General features: G+C 41.8%; 14 protein-coding genes, 1 tRNA gene and 1 pseudogene. 7 read left to right on the top strand and 9 right to left on the bottom strand.

Going from position 1 to position 20,000, the window contains the following annotated elements:
* Positions 1 to 92: 92 nt before the first annotated feature.
* On the bottom strand, positions 93 to 695 hold the full coding sequence (locus KTO58_RS04560; RefSeq protein WP_095840532.1) for an FMN-dependent NADH-azoreductase: 603 nt from the start codon (positions 693 to 695) through the stop codon (positions 93 to 95).
* 184 nt (positions 696 to 879) lie between these two features.
* Here KTO58_RS04560 and KTO58_RS04555 point away from each other — a divergent pair, with 184 nt between their 5' ends.
* The 5 genes from KTO58_RS04555 to KTO58_RS04535 all read left to right on the top strand — a co-directional run bounded on the left by KTO58_RS04555 (position 880) and on the right by KTO58_RS04535 (position 4,888).
* Complete coding sequence (locus tag KTO58_RS04555; RefSeq protein ID WP_225860056.1) at positions 880 to 1,257, top strand: winged helix-turn-helix transcriptional regulator; 378 nt, start codon at positions 880 to 882, stop codon at positions 1,255 to 1,257.
* Positions 1,258 to 1,372: 115 nt separating this feature from the next.
* Positions 1,373 to 2,278: an SDR family oxidoreductase gene (locus KTO58_RS04550; protein WP_095840533.1), complete on the top strand. Its 906-nt coding sequence runs from the start codon at positions 1,373 to 1,375 to the stop codon at positions 2,276 to 2,278.
* Between the two features lie 145 nt (positions 2,279 to 2,423).
* A complete protein-coding gene (locus KTO58_RS04545) occupies positions 2,424 to 3,344 on the top strand; it encodes a helix-turn-helix domain-containing protein (RefSeq protein WP_095840534.1) in 921 nt (306 codons plus the stop codon).
* Positions 3,345 to 3,686: 342 nt separating this feature from the next.
* Positions 3,687 to 4,502 carry an alpha/beta fold hydrolase gene (locus tag KTO58_RS04540; protein ID WP_225860055.1) on the top strand — a complete coding sequence of 272 codons (816 nt, stop codon included), beginning with the start codon at positions 3,687 to 3,689 and terminating at the stop codon, positions 4,500 to 4,502.
* 161 nt (positions 4,503 to 4,663) lie between these two features.
* On the top strand, positions 4,664 to 4,888 hold the full coding sequence (locus tag KTO58_RS04535) for a hypothetical protein (protein WP_198315023.1): 225 nt from the start codon (positions 4,664 to 4,666) through the stop codon (positions 4,886 to 4,888).
* 184 nt (positions 4,889 to 5,072) lie between these two features.
* Here KTO58_RS04535 and KTO58_RS04530 read toward each other — a convergent pair whose 3' ends face one another.
* The 5 genes from KTO58_RS04530 to KTO58_RS04510 all read right to left on the bottom strand — a co-directional run bounded on the left by KTO58_RS04530 (position 5,073) and on the right by KTO58_RS04510 (position 12,037).
* Positions 5,073 to 6,149 (bottom strand): AlbA family DNA-binding domain-containing protein, encoded by a 1,077-nt coding sequence (locus KTO58_RS04530; protein WP_095840536.1) that lies wholly within the window; start codon positions 6,147 to 6,149, stop codon positions 5,073 to 5,075.
* Between the two features lie 2 nt (positions 6,150 to 6,151).
* Positions 6,152 to 8,695 carry a sacsin N-terminal ATP-binding-like domain-containing protein gene (locus KTO58_RS04525; protein ID WP_225860054.1) on the bottom strand — a complete coding sequence of 848 codons (2,544 nt, stop codon included), beginning with the start codon at positions 8,693 to 8,695 and terminating at the stop codon, positions 6,152 to 6,154.
* A gap of 54 nt (positions 8,696 to 8,749) precedes the next feature.
* Positions 8,750 to 10,051: an argonaute/piwi family protein gene (locus KTO58_RS04520; RefSeq protein WP_225860053.1), complete on the bottom strand. Its 1,302-nt coding sequence runs from the start codon at positions 10,049 to 10,051 to the stop codon at positions 8,750 to 8,752.
* 157 nt (positions 10,052 to 10,208) lie between these two features.
* Complete coding sequence (locus tag KTO58_RS04515) at positions 10,209 to 11,708, bottom strand: SMEK domain-containing protein (protein ID WP_095840540.1); 1,500 nt, start codon at positions 11,706 to 11,708, stop codon at positions 10,209 to 10,211.
* 32 nt (positions 11,709 to 11,740) lie between these two features.
* Positions 11,741 to 12,037, bottom strand: coding sequence for a helix-turn-helix domain-containing protein (locus KTO58_RS04510; RefSeq protein ID WP_225860052.1), 297 nt, complete (start codon positions 12,035 to 12,037; stop codon positions 11,741 to 11,743).
* Positions 12,038 to 12,237: 200 nt separating this feature from the next.
* Between KTO58_RS04510 and KTO58_RS04505 the strand changes: the two genes are divergently transcribed.
* Both KTO58_RS04505 and KTO58_RS04500 read left to right on the top strand, forming a co-directional pair.
* Positions 12,238 to 13,962, top strand: a complete 1,725-nt coding sequence (locus KTO58_RS04505) for a recombinase family protein (RefSeq protein WP_095840542.1) — start codon at positions 12,238 to 12,240, stop codon at positions 13,960 to 13,962.
* 71 nt (positions 13,963 to 14,033) lie between these two features.
* Positions 14,034 to 15,257: pseudogene (locus tag KTO58_RS04500) on the top strand (IS256 family transposase).
* 220 nt (positions 15,258 to 15,477) lie between these two features.
* On the opposite strand, the gene KTO58_RS04495 reads toward KTO58_RS04500, so the two are convergent.
* The 3 genes from KTO58_RS04495 to KTO58_RS04485 all read right to left on the bottom strand — a co-directional run bounded on the left by KTO58_RS04495 (position 15,478) and on the right by KTO58_RS04485 (position 19,964).
* Positions 15,478 to 15,562 (bottom strand) — tRNA-Ser (locus KTO58_RS04495).
* A 148-nt stretch (positions 15,563 to 15,710) separates the two neighbouring features.
* On the bottom strand, positions 15,711 to 18,245 hold the full coding sequence (locus tag KTO58_RS04490) for a phosphocholine-specific phospholipase C (protein ID WP_095840543.1): 2,535 nt from the start codon (positions 18,243 to 18,245) through the stop codon (positions 15,711 to 15,713).
* A gap of 291 nt (positions 18,246 to 18,536) precedes the next feature.
* The gene (locus tag KTO58_RS04485; RefSeq protein ID WP_095840544.1) at positions 18,537 to 19,964 is read right to left on the bottom strand and encodes an efflux transporter outer membrane subunit; all 1,428 of its coding nucleotides are present in this window, start codon (positions 19,962 to 19,964) and stop codon (positions 18,537 to 18,539) included.
* Between the last annotated feature and the right edge of the window lie 36 nt (positions 19,965 to 20,000).

Below are 20,000 nucleotides of genomic sequence, written 5' to 3'. Positions count from 1 at the left end.
ACTTTCATCCGGTTTTCCTTCGTACCATTTGCTTTGAGATACTGTGATAAAGTATATGGTCTCTTTACTCGCTTCATTAGCCTTCGATCATTTTAATCGATCTTTATACTTTCTATTGCTTTTTCCATAGCATGTTCCATCACACCCGGAACCTTTAATCCTTCCGCACGGAATACAGTCAGATCCGTCATACCCAAGAAACCGAAGAATGCCTTCAAATAGGGTGCGACAAAGTCATTGGCCTTATTAGGGCCTTCTGAAAAAACACCACCTGAAGACATCGCTACGTACACCTTTTTCCCAGTTACTTTCCCGATGGGCCCGTTTGCGCCATATCCGAAAGTTATCCCAGCCCTGGTTATATGATCAATCCAAGCCTTTAGTGATGAATGGATGGTGAAATTGTAAAGGGGGGCACCGATGACAATGGTATCTACCGCCAGTAGCTGGTTGACCACTTCATCAGAAAAGCGAATAGCTGCTTTTTCCTGCTCCGTACGCTGATCTCCGGGGATAAAGAAGGTACGTAGAACAGCAGGTGTAAGATGTGGAATTTCAGTATCGACCAGATTCAATTCTTCCAGGACACTTCCCGGGTATTTTTCTTGTATTTTTTCTACAATGGCGTTGCCTAGCTTAAAGCTATATGATTCTTTACCTTGCAGGCTTGACATTAAATGGAGAATACGTTTCATAAAATTATTTGTTTAACAAAATCACCAGCTGCAAATGCTGCGTTCATTCTATTTTCCTTTGTATTAATGAAGGAATATCTCCTTCAAATTATCAAAGCAAAAGTATAGCTACGGGGTGGTCAAAAGATGGTACTTACCTAAAGGGAAGCAGTTACATTGGGGTAATGTGCTTACTTTTATGTCTATGGATATGATTATAAATGAAGCCCTTCCAAGCAGTACCGTATGCGCAGAATCCCTTAGAAACGCGCTCGATGCACTATATGTACTAAACGGAAAATGGAAGCTAGTGTTGCTCCTTTGCCTGATGCAGTCTTCAAAGCGTTTTAATGAGATCGAACAGGATATTAGCGGTATATCCTCCAGGATATTAGCTAAAGAATTGAAAGATCTTGAGTTAAATGGTTTTATTACTCGTAACGTATACCCGACCACACCGGTAAGCATTGTCTACGAAGCAACTGCATATAGCCGGACTTTGAAAAGTGTGATAGGGGAATTAAGTGTCTGGGGAAAGCAACATAGGGAAAAAATCAAACAAAGTTTACGTACGTCGTCTTGATTAGCATGTTTTAATCGATTCTTCATAAGTACGCTTTTAGCTAAGATAAAGCTAGATTTGACTAAGTCCGGTGGAAGTACAATCCTGAATTTTGTATTAACAAAAAATACAAATAATGAATATAGTTTTGACAGGATCCATCGGGAATATCGGAAAACCTCTTACGAGAGAATTGGTTCAAAGAGGACATACAGTAACCGTTATCAGCAGTAATCCAGAAAGACAATCAGCTATTGAGTCTTTGGGAGCAAAAGCCGCAACCGGCAGCATGTTTGATGTTGATTTCCTAGCTTCAACATTCAAAGGAGCGGACATTGTTTACCTGATGGAAACTATGGAGGCAGCCGGAGATATGTTTGATAAAGGTGTTGATTTTATCGGCACAATCAGCCAGATAGGTCACAACTATAAAACGGCTATCGAGCAATCGGGTGTAAAAAAAGTAGTGCATTTGAGTAGCATTGGTGCTCATACTAACAAAGGTACAGGCATTCTCGTTTTTCACTACAACGTAGAGTCCATTTTAAGACAGCTGGCCGACGATATTGCCATCAAGTTTATTCGCCCTGTTGCTATTTACTTCAATATGTTCTCGTTTGTGAATTCCATAAAAAACAAGGGTGCTATCATTTCCAACTACGGCGGTGACAATAAGGAACCCTGGGTTTCTCCATTAGATATTGCAGATGTAATTACCGAAGAGATGGCGCTTCCTTTTGCAGGCAGAACAGTTCGTTACGTAGCCAGTGATGAAATATCGCCAAATGAAATTGCCAAGGCTTTAGGCGATGCCATCGGCAAACCGGATTTAAAATGGGATGTAATTTCGGACGAAGAATTATTAAATAATTGGTTGAACATTGGTTTCAATGAACAAGTGGCAAAAGGATTTGTTGCATTTCAAGCAAGTCAGCGCAGCGGTATCTTTTATGAAGATTATTACCAGCACAGACCTGTACTAGGTAAAGTAAAATTAAATGATTTTGTGAAAGAGTTTGCCAAAGTGTATCAAGAGGAATAAGTAAAATTGCCGCAAATGCCTATCGCCTTTTAAGGTATTTGCGGCTCAAATAAATACAGTATAGCTACTATAAACAATATCTATTGGTTGGAATCAATTTGTTACCTTACATAGATCGCTACTGCTAGCGATCAAATTAATATTTATGGAACGGCGCCAGACAAAGAGAATTAAGAGCATTACAGAGTTCCACCGGTCCAGAGGCTTATCGGCCCCTGAGCATCCGCTTATAAGTGTAGTTGATTTTGCAGATATTCAACGTCCGGTTGATATTGGTGACTTCAATTGGGTGTTCGATTTCTATCAAATTTCCCTGAAAAGAGGCATGAATGCCAAGGTTAAATACGGCCAACAAGCATACGATTTTGACGAAGGTATTATGTTCTTCATTTCGCCCAATCAGGTATTCAGGATTGAGCCCGAACCCGATTCAATGACCCAACGTTCGGGCTGGATGTTGCTCGTTCATCCTGATTTTTTTTGGCAAAAATCACTTGCGAATAAGATCAAACAGTATGATTTCTTTGACTATTCTGTTAATGAAGCCTTATTCCTTTCAAAAAAAGAAGAGGAGACGATTAACGGCATCATAGCTAACATCAGGCAGGAATATCATGCCAACATTGATAAGTTTAGTCTGCCTATCATTGTGTCGCATATTGAAACATTGCTCAATTATTCGGAACGGTTTTACGAACGGCAGTTTATTACGCGGCAGCCCATCCATCATAAGCTCCTCCATCGTCTGGAAGAGCTATTAAATGATTATTTCAATAGTGATGCTGCAGTTTCAAAAGGCTTACCTACCGTACAATTTATAGCCAAGGAGCTCAATTCTTCCCCTAACTATTTAAGCCGTTTACTTAAGACCCTTACAGGTCAAAGTACACAACAGTTTATCCATGACAAACTGATTGATAAAGCTAAAGAAAAACTTTCTACCACGGATCTATCAGTAAGTGAGATTGCTTACGAATTGGGTTTTGAACATCCGCCATCATTCACCAAATTGTTCAAAAATAAAACTAAGCTTTCTCCTTTAGAATTCAGGCAGACATTTAATTAGTCTGACAATAAGCAGCGTTCCTAATCAGTATTAAAGGAACTGTAGTATCCCTTATGTTTTCTCCGCCGTTCTACTGTTGATAATAACATTCGATTAGATGCAGTAACCACGGTGCCGGTCAGTTGTTCCTTGCTGATGCCACTCATAAACATCGCTTACGTAGGTGTATATTTGTGTTTGTCCAAATTCACCCCCATAGTTGTCGTTTTCGCACCGTGTAGCATCCTAAAATGCCACCGATATTTGTATTGTCAATAATAAATCAACCAACACTTCAGCAACTATATGAAAAACATATTCAATTCAAGCCATCTTAATAAATTACTCCTAATAGTAATTATTATGACTACAGCATCCCTATCTAATGCTCAACAAATCAAACCTAACAGCAGCGGGTACGCACCAGCTAATGGTACCAAGGTTTATTATGAAGTATATGGAGAGGGTAAGCCTATCATTTTAATACATGGAGCTTACTACACTATTGAGATGAATTGGAGTCAATTAATACCTGAATTGGCAAAGACAAGGAAAGTAATCGCTATAGAATTGCAAGGACACGGGCATACTCCCTTTTCAGATAGAAAATTATCACGGGCAACTTTAGCCAGTGATGTGGAAAAGGTAATGGATTACTTAAAAATTGACAGTACTGACATAGCAGGATACAGTTTTGGCGGTCAGGTAGCCTACCAGTTTGCAATACAAAGTCCTAAGCGGTTGAGAAAATTAGTTATCATTTCTGCTGTTTACAAAACAGAAGGCTGGATAACCGAAGTAACCAGTGTTTTCAAAAAAATGAAGCCTGAGTTTTTCACAAATTCACCGCTACAATCCGCCTATGATGCTGTAGCACCAGATAAAACAAAATGGACCAAGTTCCTGGAACAGATGATGGCCGCTGCTGGTGAACCCTTCAATTTGGGAGACGAAAATATTGCAAAAATCACTGCACCTGTATTAATTATATCCGGTGACAATGATGGCATGGACAAAGTCGAATTGGCAAAAACATATAAATTATTGGGAGGAGGCGTTTCTGCTGACTTGCAACCAATGCCAAAGTCACACCTAGTCATTATTCCCAATCAAAGCCATGTTAGCCTGATGCAGCAAACAAAAACGCTATTCGATTATTTGGATAGTTTCTTACAATAAACGATATCATCTGGCTTTGATAGCGCAAAAGATATTATAAGCTACCATGATGTATATAGCATGGAAGGAATAACGATAATTGAGGTAAAGCCATAGACATTTACAAGCTCATTCCTTGATTTGCTTACAAGCTTCAGGGGTTTGCATACATACCTGCGCTTTTGCTGACCGACCTTTGGCTCATGGAAATAAAAAAAATTGCATTAGGCAGCCAGGGTTTGGTCGTGCCCATGATCGGGCTGGGCTGTATGGGTATGACGGGTTTTGAAGAAGCACATATGTATGGTCCTTCGGATGAGCAGGAAGCCATCGCGACGATTCACCGTTCGCTCGAGTTGGGCGGTGATTTTTTGGATACATTCTTCGCTAAAATATTGGGGTGTTGATGTTTTGCAACTATTATGTCGTGCATTAAGGCAGGCAAGCCGACGATAAATAGCCTGCTAAAATTCAATACTTTAGCAGGCTATTATATTACAGGGCGGGCTGAAAGGGATTACAGTCGAACACTTGATACCTTTACTAACGTTTTTAGACAACATTAAATAATTGATTATCATGCATTTAATACTAAAGTGTCGCTAATTGATATTTTAATATCGCCGCTTGATCTAACTTGTCAACGATATCTACTAAATAAGTAAAATGCCCCAATATTTCAGCAGTTGATAATTGATGCTCGTCATTAATCTTAAATTGTCCCGGATAGAATTGAAGGAATTTTTCATCGACAATTCCATTTCGATGAGCATACAAATGTCTTATTTGGAGTATCTTTTCAATCTTATCTTGTTCTAGATCATCCAGGACGCCTAAATCCTTAATCTGAGGATTGTCAGATATAAATCCTTTTACGCTACCTCTTTGCAACTTTCCAAGCTTCTTTTTTGCCCAATACAGAACAAACTCTTGCATGTCAGCACAATCCAAGACCTCCTTTATTGTTACCTGTTGGTTGGATTTTAATGTAGATGGATTAGCTAAATATATCTCATAAAGAAGGTCTGTGAGGTAAATTTCAAAATTGTCAGCACACGAAGACAATAATATCCTCATCAGAATCTTTCCTTCTTGGTTTGTTGTTGGTATTGAGGGTGAAGTGGGATACAATAAACTGCCCAGATCATCTATAATGTTGAGCACTCCGGCATAGTGGTCTATAAATTTTGATTTTGCTCCAGTAGTACCGACCCGAAAATTATTTAGGTCAACCGTTAATTTTTTAATCAATAGAAGCTGGCTGGCAGCAACTTTCTTTGTTTCCGGGTTGGAAAGAATATTCTGGAGTCCTTTTCTAATGTATATTTTATTTTCAACAGCAACTGTCGATTGAGATTTTTCAACCTGAATAACATACAAACGTTTCCCTTCTTTAGTAATGTACTCATACCTAACTTCCGGCGTAGGGTTCAATAAGTCGATAGCCTTATGTGTTACCCCATTTGCATGAAAGTCCTCGCTTAGCCCTGTAATCTTTACCTCACCGCTGGCATCATTTACGCCTAATATAATAGTTCCTCCTTGTGAATTTGCAAATGCTGCAATCATTTGTGCAAGGCTTCTGGCTGGAGGCAGTACAGCTTTATACTCCAATTGCTCGCTTTCCGGGCTTCCTATTATAACCGATATATCTCTGATATTATTCATGATTAAATTGGGAATTTGACTATTTTGGCTTTCTTCAGTAAATGTCCTAAAGAAATCATTTTTGGTTGAACACCATCGTCTACCCATAATTCAGAAGGTTCATAATCCAGTATATCTCTTTCTGAACCATAGTAAATAATAACCTCTTTATTGTATGCTGGCCTGGCAACAATACTTATCTCTTTATCATCCTTTAGTATTCCAGCGAGTATAGTAGGCGCAGTGCTTTCATCCAAATTATCCAGGTTGTAATTGTTCAAAGTTTTCAGATAGGCTACAATGTTTTTCTTAGCCTTTTTAATCAGGCTCTGTACATATACAAACATGTCTGTTGTAGGTGTAGATTTATGTGAATATAAAGCGGCCAGATCTTTGTCCTTTATAGCTTCCTGCCATTCCTTTAGGGATGTGATTCCCATGTTTGCAAGTATCTCTTGTGTTATAGGCAGAAGGGAATTATTTCCAGATGAGACTGTCGATTTATTGTCCAACAGCTCACGAAGCTGTTCCAGAGTCTTTACATTATACTGTTTAAGCAGGGAGTAAATTTCCTCTGCTTTTTCAATAGTCTCAAACAAGCGAGGATTTGCTTCAATAGCCTCCGCTACTTTCGATAGATCGGTCTTGCTCCTCATTACCTTATAGAGACTTTCTTTGTCCTCAATAGTATTCATAAACAATTCAGCCCTTCTTCTGTATGTTTCTGAAAAGAACTCTTTTCCTTCTTCGGGATTGTTATCAAACCATTCGGATAGTATGCTTATGGCCCTTTTAAAGTCCTGGTCTTTTGCTTTTGGGTTTTTGAGTTTCTCGTTGATTTTAAGCGCAATATCGTTCTTCTTTTTAGCAACAAATTCACCAAAACTGATTTCTTCATGAAGCAGAATGTCATTCCAGTCTTCACCTAATAATTGCAGTATCTCTATTAAATCGGAATCATTTATTTCATCACGGTAAAGCCTACTTTTTAATAAGAACTTGCCATTTTGGTTCGGAATAATAGCATGTTTTTCAAACAGAGGTAGGTTTATTTCTTCATCCATAATGAACTGTCCTACTTCGTTAATCCATTCAAAGGTATCGGCATCATCCTTCTGCAAGTCTTCAGCCAATTTTGTAATAGTCTCTTTTTGGGCAATGTCACTTGCTATTTCTGCAAATGTTATTTTATTGATATCATCCCAAATGATATCAACCCACTGGTGAATATCATCTCTTTTGCATACCGCGCCTGGAAACAAGTCAAATGTGTATTGCCAGAGACTTTCTCTTGCTTCTTTCTTATATGATTTTAACGGGAACCATGATTCCTCCAATTTTTTGCCAGCCCCATCTTCAGCTTCCACAATCTCTTGTTTGAGTAAAAAGTCCCTCAAAGGCTTCTGAATGGTTTTAATATACCAGTCTTTGTCAAAATAACTTTCATCAGTGGAAGGCATTTTTGAACTGGCGATATGGAAAATATTTTTGTAGGAATCGCAATCCAGCTCCACCACTAAATCTTTGTAAAGTTCCAGTGCATCTTCTAGTATCTTCTTGTTTTCTTTCACTTCTGGGTCATTATGTCCCTTTAGCCAAATGCCATCCCTTTCTGCCTGTGGATTGAAGAAAAAACTGTTGACAACAATCGGGAAGTGAAACTCTTCGGTTCCAATCAATGGAAAATCGCAGAAGAGCTTCGGTACTTTTTCGAGAGATTGAAACTCAAAAGCATTAGACTTTTTTATCGCCCTGGCAGCTATGGAAACTGTCCCGTTTGTGGCAAACCGCATCCGAATTGTAGTTGTGTTACCATCTTGGGTTTTCGTTATTTTCTTGAACCCATCTACAACCTTTTGGCTATTGGTGAATTCGACTTTGTTCTTTTTTACTTTGTCAATGATCTCCACCGAATGTATTTCCGGGATGAAAGACAGAACATATGGTATTAAGGTACTAAACTCGTCAACACCTATTTGCGCTATTTCCTTCTGCTCCTCTGTATCCAGCGAATAAATAAACGAAGTATTGAATTCATCTTCATTGTATTCCTCAATTTCTCCATCTTCTGTAGATTCATGAAAGGCAGCCCAGGCCGCTTCAATCTTGGGAATCAGCACTCCAGTAGTTTTACCGTTCCTGTTTAAGGGAAAGCCAAATTTGTACAGTGTTCCATCGTCAGTTTCCACTATGCCTTTTATGTACACTTCCTTTGACAGCAAATGAGTGGTAAGGAAGCCTGTACCAAACCTACCGGTACGTTTACTGACTTCCCCTTCGTCTACTTCTTTAGAAGAAATTTGGTTGATTAACCCTCGAATATCCCTTTCCGTAAAGTGATTGCCGTTGTGGGAAAACTCTATCTCTTCACGGCTGTATTTTATCCTAACGGCAACCTTTATGTCAGTCTCGGCTACACTGTCCTTTGCATTCTGCAACAACTCCCAGGCCCAGCGACCATGATTGTTTTGAACTGTTTTTTCAAGATCATGTAAGCGTTTAATAATTTTATCAGCAATAGACCTGTTCCCGTCTTCTTTTCTTCCGTTTTCAATAGACTTTATCATACCTTTGAATTTTATAAGGTTTACTCTTTATTACTTTGTGCTTTATCATATTGGCTACATATAGAAACTATATTTTAATTGCATGTTATCCGTTTGATCAAGATATTTCAGTATTTCTCCTACATTTCTTGCACATTCGATTGTGATTGGGTACTTCCTGTCAAACTGTGTATTGTTCCAGTTCATTTTCGTTAGGGCAACAATCTCATCGCATATCAAATTCGGCGATTCATCATAGTAAGCCAATTTAATCTCAATTGGACTTGGAATATATTTACCGGGGTATGTTTCGTAATACGGAACCGATCCTCTGGTATATAACACATGATGTTTTTCTGTTAGGGTGAATTGCGTTCCTCTCATTGGTGGATAATTTCCCTGTCTATATAAACGCACATCAGAGTGCTGAATAGAAACCAAATCTATCTGATTTATATGGAGCTGCCTGGCAGCCTGTGTGAACCCATAAATCTCATCTTCACTGAAATTAGACGTTTTGTGAAGTACCAGCCGTTTGGGAAATATTTTCACTGCATCATAATACTCCTTTAGGGAAAGCGTGAGCAAATTGAAGGCTTGTTCTTCGGACAAATGCGGAACCCGATCATTTTTCTTTAACGTTATTTCTTCGCCACGCAGGATTACGCCTTTACCCAGCTCGTTAAAAATCTGCGCTATGCTTGTTTGTGTGGTAGACCTGTCCCGGCTTTTAAAAAAACTTATTCCCGCGTAGCATGTAGTTTCTGCAACATCTTTCCGGATCAACGCCCACGGTGTTCCGGAGGCTTTGTAATATAATGCCGTAAAGAAATTCCAGGCAATTGTAGCTTCATCCTGCATGTCCGCTGTAGGCTTGGCGATCCTATCCCTTACTATCTGGATAGGGATATTGTACTGCATGGCTTTGGCTTTTAGATACCTTCGGAAGTTTTGTTCCTTTTCCGATACATCCTCCGTATCAATATCAGATTCCTCGGCGCTCTTTTCCTTTTCGTCTTCCTCGTCTTCGGTTTCCTCGGCTTCCTTTTCTTGGATATAGGTGATAAAGTTTTCGCTTAATGCACAAAGAATAACATCAGGCTTTTTATTTTTTGACAGGAACTTTATTTCCGTCAAATAAAGCTCGGCTATATCGCCAATCCGTTCTTCAAGATTGTCCTTTTTCTTAATAATTACATCAAATTCGGAATTGTTTATTTTCCTTACGTAAGAATCATCATATACTATGTCACTTTGGAAGCCAACATCCTTATTGAACCCGCAAAAGTTTAAAAAGAGGTTTGGATGGGGATTTTTGCTTTGCTTACCGTCAATATGTTTTTTACAGGATTCAATCCAGCCCAGGATCTTGTCCACACTTTCGCCTTTGCCAATAATACCAATAGTGATGCGCTCAGGTCGCACCTGGTTTATATCGAACGGGCTATAATTATAGATACCATACTTTGGGCAAATGTGCTGTTCGTGCCCAAACTGCAATGAGGGTTCTTCTATATATCTAACTTTCATAAAATTAAAACAGGGTATTGTCTACTAATTCTGTGTCCACCTTGATATCAATATCCATTTCTGCGGCCTTCTTTTCAATGATCTTTATTGGCTTCCAGGCTTTCTCTTCCAGCCTGGGGCTGATACTCAGCTCTTCTGCTGCATGTATTTCCATATACGGATATGCTGGGGTAAACAGGTCTTTATAAGAAAAGAAATAGCTGAAGAACCTAAAGTAATTATATACTGACCCGTTTGATTCCAGTCTTTTGATTCCCGCCATATATGCCGGTTCAAAGCGGCTTTGATGGTATCCTCCCGGATTGGTAAAGCTCCACGTTGGATTTAGAACCAAATACCAATATTCATCTATGTTGATAAAGGAAGATTTAAAAGCGAGACTTCTAAAGCAAACAACATGGCCTTCCTTCTTATTGTGCATTTCAAAAATGACGGTCTTGGTAGCCTCTTTCTTTCCTTTCCATTTGATGCGTTTTTGGTTGGGGACAGTTTGATTATTTGCAAACCTGAAAAGTTCCCTTTTTCCGTACCATTCTATCTCTTTTGACCTGCATAACTCAATCAGGGTGTTACGCAGCAAGTGCTTGAACACCCTCAAACGATTCTCATCGCTGTCGTAAAACTCCTTGCACTCAAGCCTTGTAATAGTTCCTATGTCAACAATTTTCCGGAATGGTTCGGAGTTGTCATCAAGATTTTTGAAAGTGTAAACGTACTTTTCGTAGAGCACCCATTCGCCGGATTTTACATTAACCGCTCGTAATGCTTTCTTTACAAGGTTTCCGGGTTTGAGCTTTTTTACGGGCTTTCTGCCGATGCTTATCAAATAAGCATTGAGGTTATCGATGACGGATTTTTCATCAATATTCAATTCGGCTTGGTAAATGTATTGCGGGAAAGATATCTTCAATAAATTGGGACTGATACCTTCACTTTCGGTATTGAGACATCCATTAATATAAGATTTCTCTCGCATCTGAATTTGAAAATCTGAAAATTCATGCTCATAAATCTTGGCTATGGCTTCTATCTTAGGTGTCGAACTTATCGCGGTTATCCGCTGAAGGATATCATCTTTATCAATTACATTCCCTGTGGCCGAGAAAGCAAACCCATCTGGTATGAATTGTTTTATTTTCTCTTCATTATATCTTTCCTTTTTATGAGTAATAACATAAATATATAGTACGTCGAACACCTCATTCAGTTTATGCTCTTTGAATTTTTCCAATGTAGATTTTATTTTCTCCAGGTCACTGGTTGCAGTTATCTGAAATGCAACCCTATTGGAAAAATCAGCGAGATCAATAGCCGGAAAGTTCTTCTTCTGGGAATTATTCAGATTCTCCAACCTCAAATCGAATACTTCATTAAGCACAGGGATCAAAAAACTTTCAGCATGTATGTTTATATCGTACAGGCTTGATGCATTAAACCCTTCCACTTCTAACACGAACCTCGCTGCATACGTGTTGATTTTATTTAGATACCCAATTCGATTCATAAGAATATTTTAGTTTATACTATATCTATTTCCTATTGTAACCTTTCTTTTTTGCTTTTTTTTAAACTTAACTTTAATGCTTCTAAAGGAAAATCTTCATTTTTAATCACACTATTTATTTTTGCTGACAACCACAGAACGAGCAAACCCTTTTCCTCCGTTCCAATTATTTCCGCAATACGTTTTACTTGATCTTTTTTGATAAATCTTTCTCCACGCTCGACCTTGCTCAATAAAGCTGTATCAATATCCAATTCAGCCGCTACTTGTCTTAATAACAGCCCTTTCTTTTCTCTCAATTCACGAATGGTTGCTCCGAATTCTTTCACTATACTTTTTTTGACTTGACAGATTATGACAAATATAAAATAAAATATCATTACTTTATTTAAGTAAATCAGGGGTTGCAACGCCTGATTCGCAGCTCGGAAAACTACAATAAGCAGTTGCCTGTTTTTTGCGCAATCATTTTATACAATCCTTTTCTAATATTGGTGTTTCCAACGTGGAAATTTTAAAGTTAAGCACTATGAAATCAGCGTATTTATATGTCCGTGTAAGTACAGACGAACAGAAGAGAAAAGGCTATTCTCTTCCTGAGCAGGAGGATAGATTATTAAGGTATTGCGAACAAAATAATATTGCTGTCAAAGGGATTTTTAGAGAGGATTTTTCGGCAAAGGACTTTAATCGACCGGAGTGGAAGAAAATTATTAAGACCTTAAGAAGTAACAAAAAAAGACCGGCAGAGAACATACTGTTTATTAAATGGGATCGCTTTAGCAGGAATATAGAATACGCCTACCAGATGCTTGGTATATTGAGGGAACTCAATGTCATACCTATCGCAATTGACCAGCCCATTGATTTCGACGTGCCCGAAAGTATAGTTATGCTTGCGATATATCTTTCGATACCAGAAGCCGAAAACAACCGAAGAGGCAGGAACGCTTCTGATGGAATGCGTCGAGCCCGAAAAATGGGAAGATGGCCTGGAAGGGCGCCAATGGGATATGTAAACCAATCAACGCAAGAGGGGAGGAAAATTATTGTACCAAAGCAACCACAGGCAGATTTAATTAAGTGGGCCTTTGAACAGTTCTCAACAGGTACGTTTTCCATCAATCAAGTCAGAATTATGACTTGCCAAAAAGGATTACAGTGCAGTAAGAACAATTTTTGGAAAATATTGCGAAATCCCATCTATTGTGGAATAATAAAGATTAATGCTAACAAAGATGAAGATATACAATTTGTAAAAGCAGTCCATCAACCAATCATATCTGAGGATATCTTCCACGCTGTTCAGTTACTGCTCAAAAGCAGACGTAAACAGAAAGAAGCAAAGTTTCACACGAAGTTTTTATTTCCTCTAAGAGGATTCATAGATTGCCCTTTCTGCGGACAAAGGTTTACTGGAAGTATATCACAGGGTAAGTTGGCAAAATACAGGTATTATCACTGCACCACTTCTAAATGTAAAGGTAGATATAGAGCCGACATTCTGGAAGCATCATATGAAAAACACTTGAAAAAGATAACTCTTGCCCATGAGGTATACGAACTCTTTAATCTTGTGTTGGAAGACGAAAATATCTTCTCTGCAAGAAGGCAATGCTTGAACGACAGGAATGCCGTTCTTGCAGAAATCGCTCAGCATGAAGAGTTGGTATCAAAAGCGAGAAGATATTTTATCGCCGGGAAAATAGATTTTGAAGATTTCAGTGATACTAAAAAGGAACACAATCAAATTGTCTATTATCTGAAGGGGAGATTGCAACATCTTACCCAAAAGCTAAATGGGTATGATGCTAAACACATAAATATATTTTCAGGTAGCAAGGTCAATATTTTTCAATCTTATAGCACCCAAGATTTCGTAGGCAAAAGGCATATTGCCAGTTTATTTAATCCCTCGGCAATAAATATATCCGAGAGAGATTTCAGCTCCATACAAATTGATCCAGCTTTAAAAAAAATAGTAACATATGATGGCACAGTCAAGAATAAACCTAATAACGCATTAAAAGTTATGGAAAAAGGTATTCATAGTATTACAAAATCTTTTTTAGGAAGAATGATTTCAACTAAACAAGCGATAAGAATGCTAAGAGGCAAAGGTGTATGTGTTAATGAAGAGGAAGCTGTCACTATCCTGGACTTCCTATATATGTTGGCCAATTCTTTCAAGAAAATTGATAATGTTGATGAGCTACAAAACCGACTGGTTAAAGAAATTTCGAACACCAAATAACCATATCAAGGAGAGTGTAAAATAAACTGTGTCAACTGGTTAATTATTAACTTAGAGACACCGTTTAACAAATGAGAAAAGATGAGCAGCTCGATTACGAGCAAATGAAGCAAAAAGCCCTAGAGCAATTGCGTTCGGGCAAATCACTGTATGGTAAGGATGGCGCTTTCGCCCCCTTGCTAAAGAGCTTTCTGGATTCGGCCCTTGAAGCTGAGCTTGAAAGCCACCTGGATGATCAGGAGCGTCTTTCAGGTAATCGAAAAAATGGCAAGACCAGCAAGGAAGTCCGTACTTCCTCTGGCACCATTACCGTAGACACTCCAAGAGACCGAAGTTCTACCTTTGAACCAGAGCTGATCCGTAAGCGTGAGACCATCCTTGCAGAAAGCCTTGAAACAAAAATCATTGGCATGTATGGTCTTGGAATGAGCTTGAGGGATATTTCCAAGCATATTAAGGATATATAAGATACAGAAATCAGTCATACCACTTTATCTGCCATTACAGATAAGATTATCCCTGAAGTAAAGGAATGGCAATCCCGCCCACTGGAAGACCTGTATACAATTGTGTGGCTGGACGCAATGCACTACAAAGTAAAAGAGGATCATCGGATGATCTCACATGCAGTTTACAATATTATCGGCATAGACCGCCACGGGTACAAATGTCTTTTAGGGATGTATGTTTCACAAAACGAAGGTGCCAATTTCTGGCTCTCGGTGCTCACCGACTTACAAAACAGAGGTGTAAAAGACATCCTGATAGCCTGCATTGATAACCTGAATGGATTTCCTGCGGCCATTAATACGGTATTTCCTCAAACAGAGATCCAAACCTGTGTGGTACATCAAATCCGTAATAGTCTGAAATATATCGCATCTAAAGACCAAAAGGTATTTATGGCCGATTTAAAACCTGTTTATAAAGCCGATACGCTGGAACTGGCTGAGCTCAGACTTGATGACCTGGAAGCCAAGTGGGGTAAAAAGTATGAAAAAGTAATCGAGTCCTGGAGAAACAATTGGCCCAGATTAACCAGCTATTTTCGCTATGATGCTGCTGTGCGCAGGCTGATTTACACCACAAATACCATCGAAGGATTTCACCGACAGGTCCGAAAAGTGACTAAGACAAAGGGTGCTTTTACCTCTGATATAGCACTGTTAAAATTAATCTACCTGGCTCACAATAACATTAGCCAAAAGTGGACTATGCCGTTAAGCAACTGGGCAATTACTGCGCAGAAACTTGCCATTTGGTTTCCTGACAGGATGATATTAGATTTGAATTAAAATGAACAAGGCACTAACCCTAACGAATCAAATGCCCTGACACAGTTTATTTTACACACCCATATCAAGTGCTCTAACGCTAAATTCTTTTTGTAAATATATAATCTTCAAAAAAACTCGAACACCAATTTGTTTCCTATTCTCGTGTAATAACCTATTGTTAGTCAATCAGTAACGAGACAGAAAAAAGGAGACGTCTAAATTTAGACGTCTCCTTAAGCGGAGAGAGAGGGATTCGAACCCCCGGACCTTTAACAGTCAACGGTTTTCAAGACCGCCGCAATCGACCGCTCTGCCATCTCTCCGGGCGCGAAATTATAAAAGGAGTTTAACTTAAAAAAATTTTTTAGCACTTTTTCTTAAATTCCTTGTTTACAGCAGGTTATCTTATCGATAAAAAAACGCCGTACTGCAGTACGGCGTTGCGTTAAATGATATTTAGCAGATGCCTCCTTACAGCACTCTTCCCATTCCCGGATCACTTTGGCTGTGTTTCCCAGTCTCTACCCGTCCTGCGTAACGGCGCTCATAGATGCTATGCCCTTTGATCTGTAACGAGTAGTCATACCAGTTAAAAGATTTGGACAGGTCCAGCATGATCGTCGCTTTGCCGTCGGGTTGCAGTACCCGCTGTATCTCCTTATTCTGGCGATAGTGATCGTGGGTTACTACAGTACAGGGCTGGCTACCCTGGTTATGCAGGTGGAAGGTTACCTGGCCGGTAGCCAGGTCTTTCCTTTTGGCGTCGCGGTTGTATTCGCAGCGGATATCCAGGCCCGGATCTTTGGCATCGCCGCTGTATTCACGGAAGAAACCATTAGGGCCGTATACCCGCAGGTGGTAGTGCCCATCTTCGAAATCCGCCAGTTTATAACTATCCTGCAGTTGATCGCCTGCAATTACAGCGTAGTTCCAGGTACGAACGGCGTCAAATCCGCTACCATCCTTCTTACGGAAGCGGCCAGGAGCGTATACCTGGAAAGGAGCACCAGCGGCCTGTTTGCCAAACAGTTCTTTACCCACCCGCAAGGACAGCTCGAAAGACTGTTTATCGGCGCTGAGGCTTCCTGCTGTATATAGTTCGTAAGGGAGTGCGCAGGAGTCGCGGGTACCTTTCTCCTGTTGAGGCATATGGGGTGCACCGGCTGGCTGTTCGTTGATCCTGGCGATCTCGGCAGGTGTCAGCAGTTTAAAGTCGGTGGGCACCTGTTTGTCCCGGGCGTTGTATACGGTTTGGAGGAAAGTATCTTTTCCGGGGAAGGCAGGCGCTGGTATTTTCTCATTATTGTACGGACGGAATACCGACGTCAGGTCGCCACACATGGCACGACGCCAGGCGCTGATATTGGGCTCAAATACCTGCTTGCCCGTCTTATGCGACAGCCAGTGTTCCAGAAAACGGATCGGCGATGTCAGGTCAAATACCTGGGAGTTCACCCATCCACCCCTCGACCAGGGCGAGGCGATAATAAGCGGTACCCGGTATCCCAGTCCTATCGGACTCTCCCGGGCCTCGTTGGCAGGCAGTTTCTTCTGCTCGATCTCTTCATGCATATATACATAGTCCGGACGGATATCCAGACCGGCAGACACCTTACCCGTATCTTCGCGGCGCGGGTCGGGCACTACAAACGGCGGCGCATGGTCAAACCAGCCGTCATTCTCATCGTAATTCAATATGAAGATGGTTTTTTTCCATACTTCCGGATGCTGCGTCAGGATGTCCAGTACCTCAGACACATACCAGGCGCCATACCAGGGCGCAGACGGATGGTCGGAGAAGTTCTCCGGCGCCACCAGCCAGGATACGGCCGGCAGTTTACCAGTTTTGACATCTTCCCGGAACTGGTGCAGCACATCCCCTTTGGGCACCTGCAACTGCCGGGCTTTCCCATCTTCTTCGTAGGACAGGGTGGTCAGGTGCCGGTAATCCGGATCGCCGGTATTCACGGTAAACGCCTGCTGATGCAGGCGCTGTTCACGCGCGGACAACTGGTCAAAAGACTGCACTTTCCATTGGGCCAGGTGTTCCTTCGCCTGTTGCAGTGACTCCTGTTTATATTTAAGTTCCCGCTTTGCCTTAGGGGTCTGCTCCTGCTGTTCCAACGCCTTGATCTCTGCCGGCAGCTCCTCTACCCTGCGTTGCAGGTAGTTGATAAACCGGATGGATTTACCAACATGATACTGGGAAAAGAATTCTAGCGGATTATCGGTAAAATTGGCCAACCAGGAGTCTTCTTCTCCGTTAAGACCGGTCGGCATGCTGATCTCGTTCTGATATACCTTCCAGGATACGCCCAGATCCTCCAGTCTCTCGGGGAAGGTGGTCCAGCTGGCAGGTGCGCCGTAGTCCGCTTCGGAGTTACGTACCGCTGCCGGTGTGCTGCCATCCTGTTTCTCACGGATAGTGCCCGACCAGAAGTAAAGACGGTTAGGGGTGGTACCTGTCAGCGAAGAACAAAAGTGCTGATCGCAGATCGTGAAAGCATCTGCCATCGCATAGTAGAAGGGAATATCTTCCCGGTTATGGTAACCGAGGGTCAGGGGCATATCTGCATATGCCTTGTTGCCGGAGCGTTTTACATCCAGCCACTTATCATATTTACCATCGTTGCGGGCATCTACCTGGTTCTCCCAGGAGTGCGGTAAAGAGCTCATCCAGGTCGCCCGGGTGTTGTGAAAATCCAGGCGGAAAGGCGCATAGGTCTGGCCTGCCTTGTTGGACTGCAGCCATACCAGGTTTTTGTTAGGCAGCGTGATAGCCCTGGGATCATTAAATCCCCGTACGCCTCTCAGTGTACCAAAACAATGATCAAAAGAGCGGTTCTCCTGCATGAGGAACACCACATGTTCTGCATCGCGGTACGTACTGCCTGGCGCGGGATCAATAGCTAAAGCCCGTTGTACCGATGCCGGCATGCTGCTCCAAAGGCCTGCTCCACCCGAGAGCAGGGCTGCTTTCTTGATAAAATCTCTTCTCGAATCCATAGATAGTGGCTGGCGGTTTTTGGTGATTTGAAAGCGGAAAGATAGAAAACCCCGCGTAAGACCACTATGAAATAATTGTGAATGGTATAAAAAAACGCCGCATGGTCATGCGGCGTTTTTTTACTCTTTACTCTTTAACCTAACTGTGATTCGTAAAATCTTCTGTCTTTCCTGGTTTTTTTTGCTTGGTTTCCGTACTAACAATTAGATCCTTGCTGGTGGTTCAATTAATACCGGCTAATGTTTCTTATTTTATGCTGAAGCTGTTTTCGTGTGTATCCGGTTAATCAATTATTTCCAGCCGCCGCCCAATGAACGATATAGTTCTACCATGGCGCTGCGTTGCTGACGTTCGATGTCTACCTGGCTCAGCTCTGCCTGTAAGGCACGGCTCTGCGCAGTGATCACCTCCAGGTAGTTGGCCATACCGCTGCGGAACAGCATCTGGGATTGGCTGATGGCTAGCTGTAAGGTCTGTACCTGGTCGCCAACTATTTTTTGCTGTGTTTTCAGTTTGTCGAGTTTCACCAGGGAATTGCTTACTTCACCGATAGCATTCAATGCCTGCTGACGGAATTTGATCACTGCCGCTTCCCGGTCCACTTTCGCTACCTCCAGCTGGGTTTTCAGCTGACGGCGCTGGAACAGCGGTTGTGTAAGTCCACCCGCTACTGTACCAAACAGAGAGGCAGGTATAGAGAACCAATCACTGGCTTTGAAGGCATTCAGACCGCCGCTGGCAGTGATCTTCAGCGTAGGGTACATATTACCCTGTGCAGCACCTACCTGGGCATTGGCGGCGACCAGCGCCATTTCAGCAGCCCGTACATCCGGGCGGCGGCTGATAAGGGCAGCGGGTACGCCTGCCGGTAATTCATCCCAAGCCTTGATATCATTCAGGGAGCCTGATCTGGCAATAGTGCCAGGCAGCTCTCCGGTGAGGATACGGATATTATTCTCTTCTATCGCAATACCTTGCTCCAGTTGCGGCACCAGCAGTTCCGCGGTCTGACGCTGGGCAATGGCCTGCTGTACGCCCAGGGCAGTGGCCTCCCCGGCTGTCTTCTGCAGGTTGATCATATTCACCGTAGAATCGCTGAGCGATACATTACGTTTGGCGATCGCCAGCTGCGCATCCAACATCAGCAGGTTGAAGTAGCTGTTGGCAATATTGGATACCAGCGTGGTCTGTACCGTCCTGGCGCCTTCGTAGGTCTGTAGGTAAGTGGCCACCGCCGCTTCTTTCTGCCGGCGGATCTTACCCCAGATATCTATCTCCCAGGATAATCCCAGGGATGCGCTATAGTCTTCCAGGTGTTTGGAACGGAGAAACTGCTCCAGGCTACGCCCGTTCAAGCTGTTCTTGGAAGGAGTAGTAGTAGAGGCATTGACCAGCAGGTCCAGGGAAGGCAACCATGCCAGCTTGGCCTGCTTCATATAGGCTTCTGCAGATTCAATACGGTTCAAGGCAAGCTGCAGGTCGTAGTTACCTTTCAGCGCTTTATCCAGCAGCCCTTGTAAAGTAGGATCAGTAAAAAACTGTCTCCACTCCATACCAGCGACGCTGGAATCGGAAGGAGCAGTAGTAACGGTGTTTCCATTGAATTGCTCAGGCAGGGCCAGAGCAGGGCGCTCATAATTACGCCCTACCCGGCAGGCTGCCAGTCCTACAACTATTGGAAAAATGATAAGAAATGTCTTTATATACTTGTGTTGCATGTTTGATTATTTATTTCGCGGAAACAAGCGGCTACC

The sequence above is a fragment of the Chitinophaga pendula genome (assembly GCF_020386615.1).
In the GTDB taxonomy this organism is placed as follows: Bacteria; Bacteroidota; Bacteroidia; order Chitinophagales; family Chitinophagaceae; genus Chitinophaga; species Chitinophaga pendula.
This window is presented reverse-complemented; position numbering and strand designations above follow the sequence as displayed.

Bases quoted from the DNA above. Each gene is read 5' to 3' on its own strand.
- KTO58_RS04560 (WP_095840532.1), bottom strand. From the start codon at position 695: ATGAAACGTATTCTCCATTTAATGTCAAGCCTGCAAGGTAAAGAATCA.
- KTO58_RS04555 (WP_225860056.1), top strand. From the start codon at position 880: ATGGATATGATTATAAATGAAGCCCTTCCAAGCAGTACCGTATGCGCA.
- KTO58_RS04550 (WP_095840533.1), top strand. From the start codon at position 1,373: ATGAATATAGTTTTGACAGGATCCATCGGGAATATCGGAAAACCTCTT.
- KTO58_RS04545 (WP_095840534.1), top strand. From the start codon at position 2,424: ATGGAACGGCGCCAGACAAAGAGAATTAAGAGCATTACAGAGTTCCAC.
- KTO58_RS04540 (WP_225860055.1), top strand. From the start codon at position 3,687: ATGACTACAGCATCCCTATCTAATGCTCAACAAATCAAACCTAACAGC.
- KTO58_RS04530 (WP_095840536.1), bottom strand. From the start codon at position 6,149: ATGAATAATATCAGAGATATATCGGTTATAATAGGAAGCCCGGAAAGC.
- KTO58_RS04525 (WP_225860054.1), bottom strand. From the start codon at position 8,695: ATGATAAAGTCTATTGAAAACGGAAGAAAAGAAGACGGGAACAGGTCT.
- KTO58_RS04515 (WP_095840540.1), bottom strand. From the start codon at position 11,708: ATGAATCGAATTGGGTATCTAAATAAAATCAACACGTATGCAGCGAGG.
- KTO58_RS04505 (WP_095840542.1), top strand. From the start codon at position 12,238: ATGAAATCAGCGTATTTATATGTCCGTGTAAGTACAGACGAACAGAAG.
- KTO58_RS04490 (WP_095840543.1), bottom strand. From the start codon at position 18,245: ATGGATTCGAGAAGAGATTTTATCAAGAAAGCAGCCCTGCTCTCGGGT.
- KTO58_RS04485 (WP_095840544.1), bottom strand. From the start codon at position 19,964: ATGCAACACAAGTATATAAAGACATTTCTTATCATTTTTCCAATAGTT.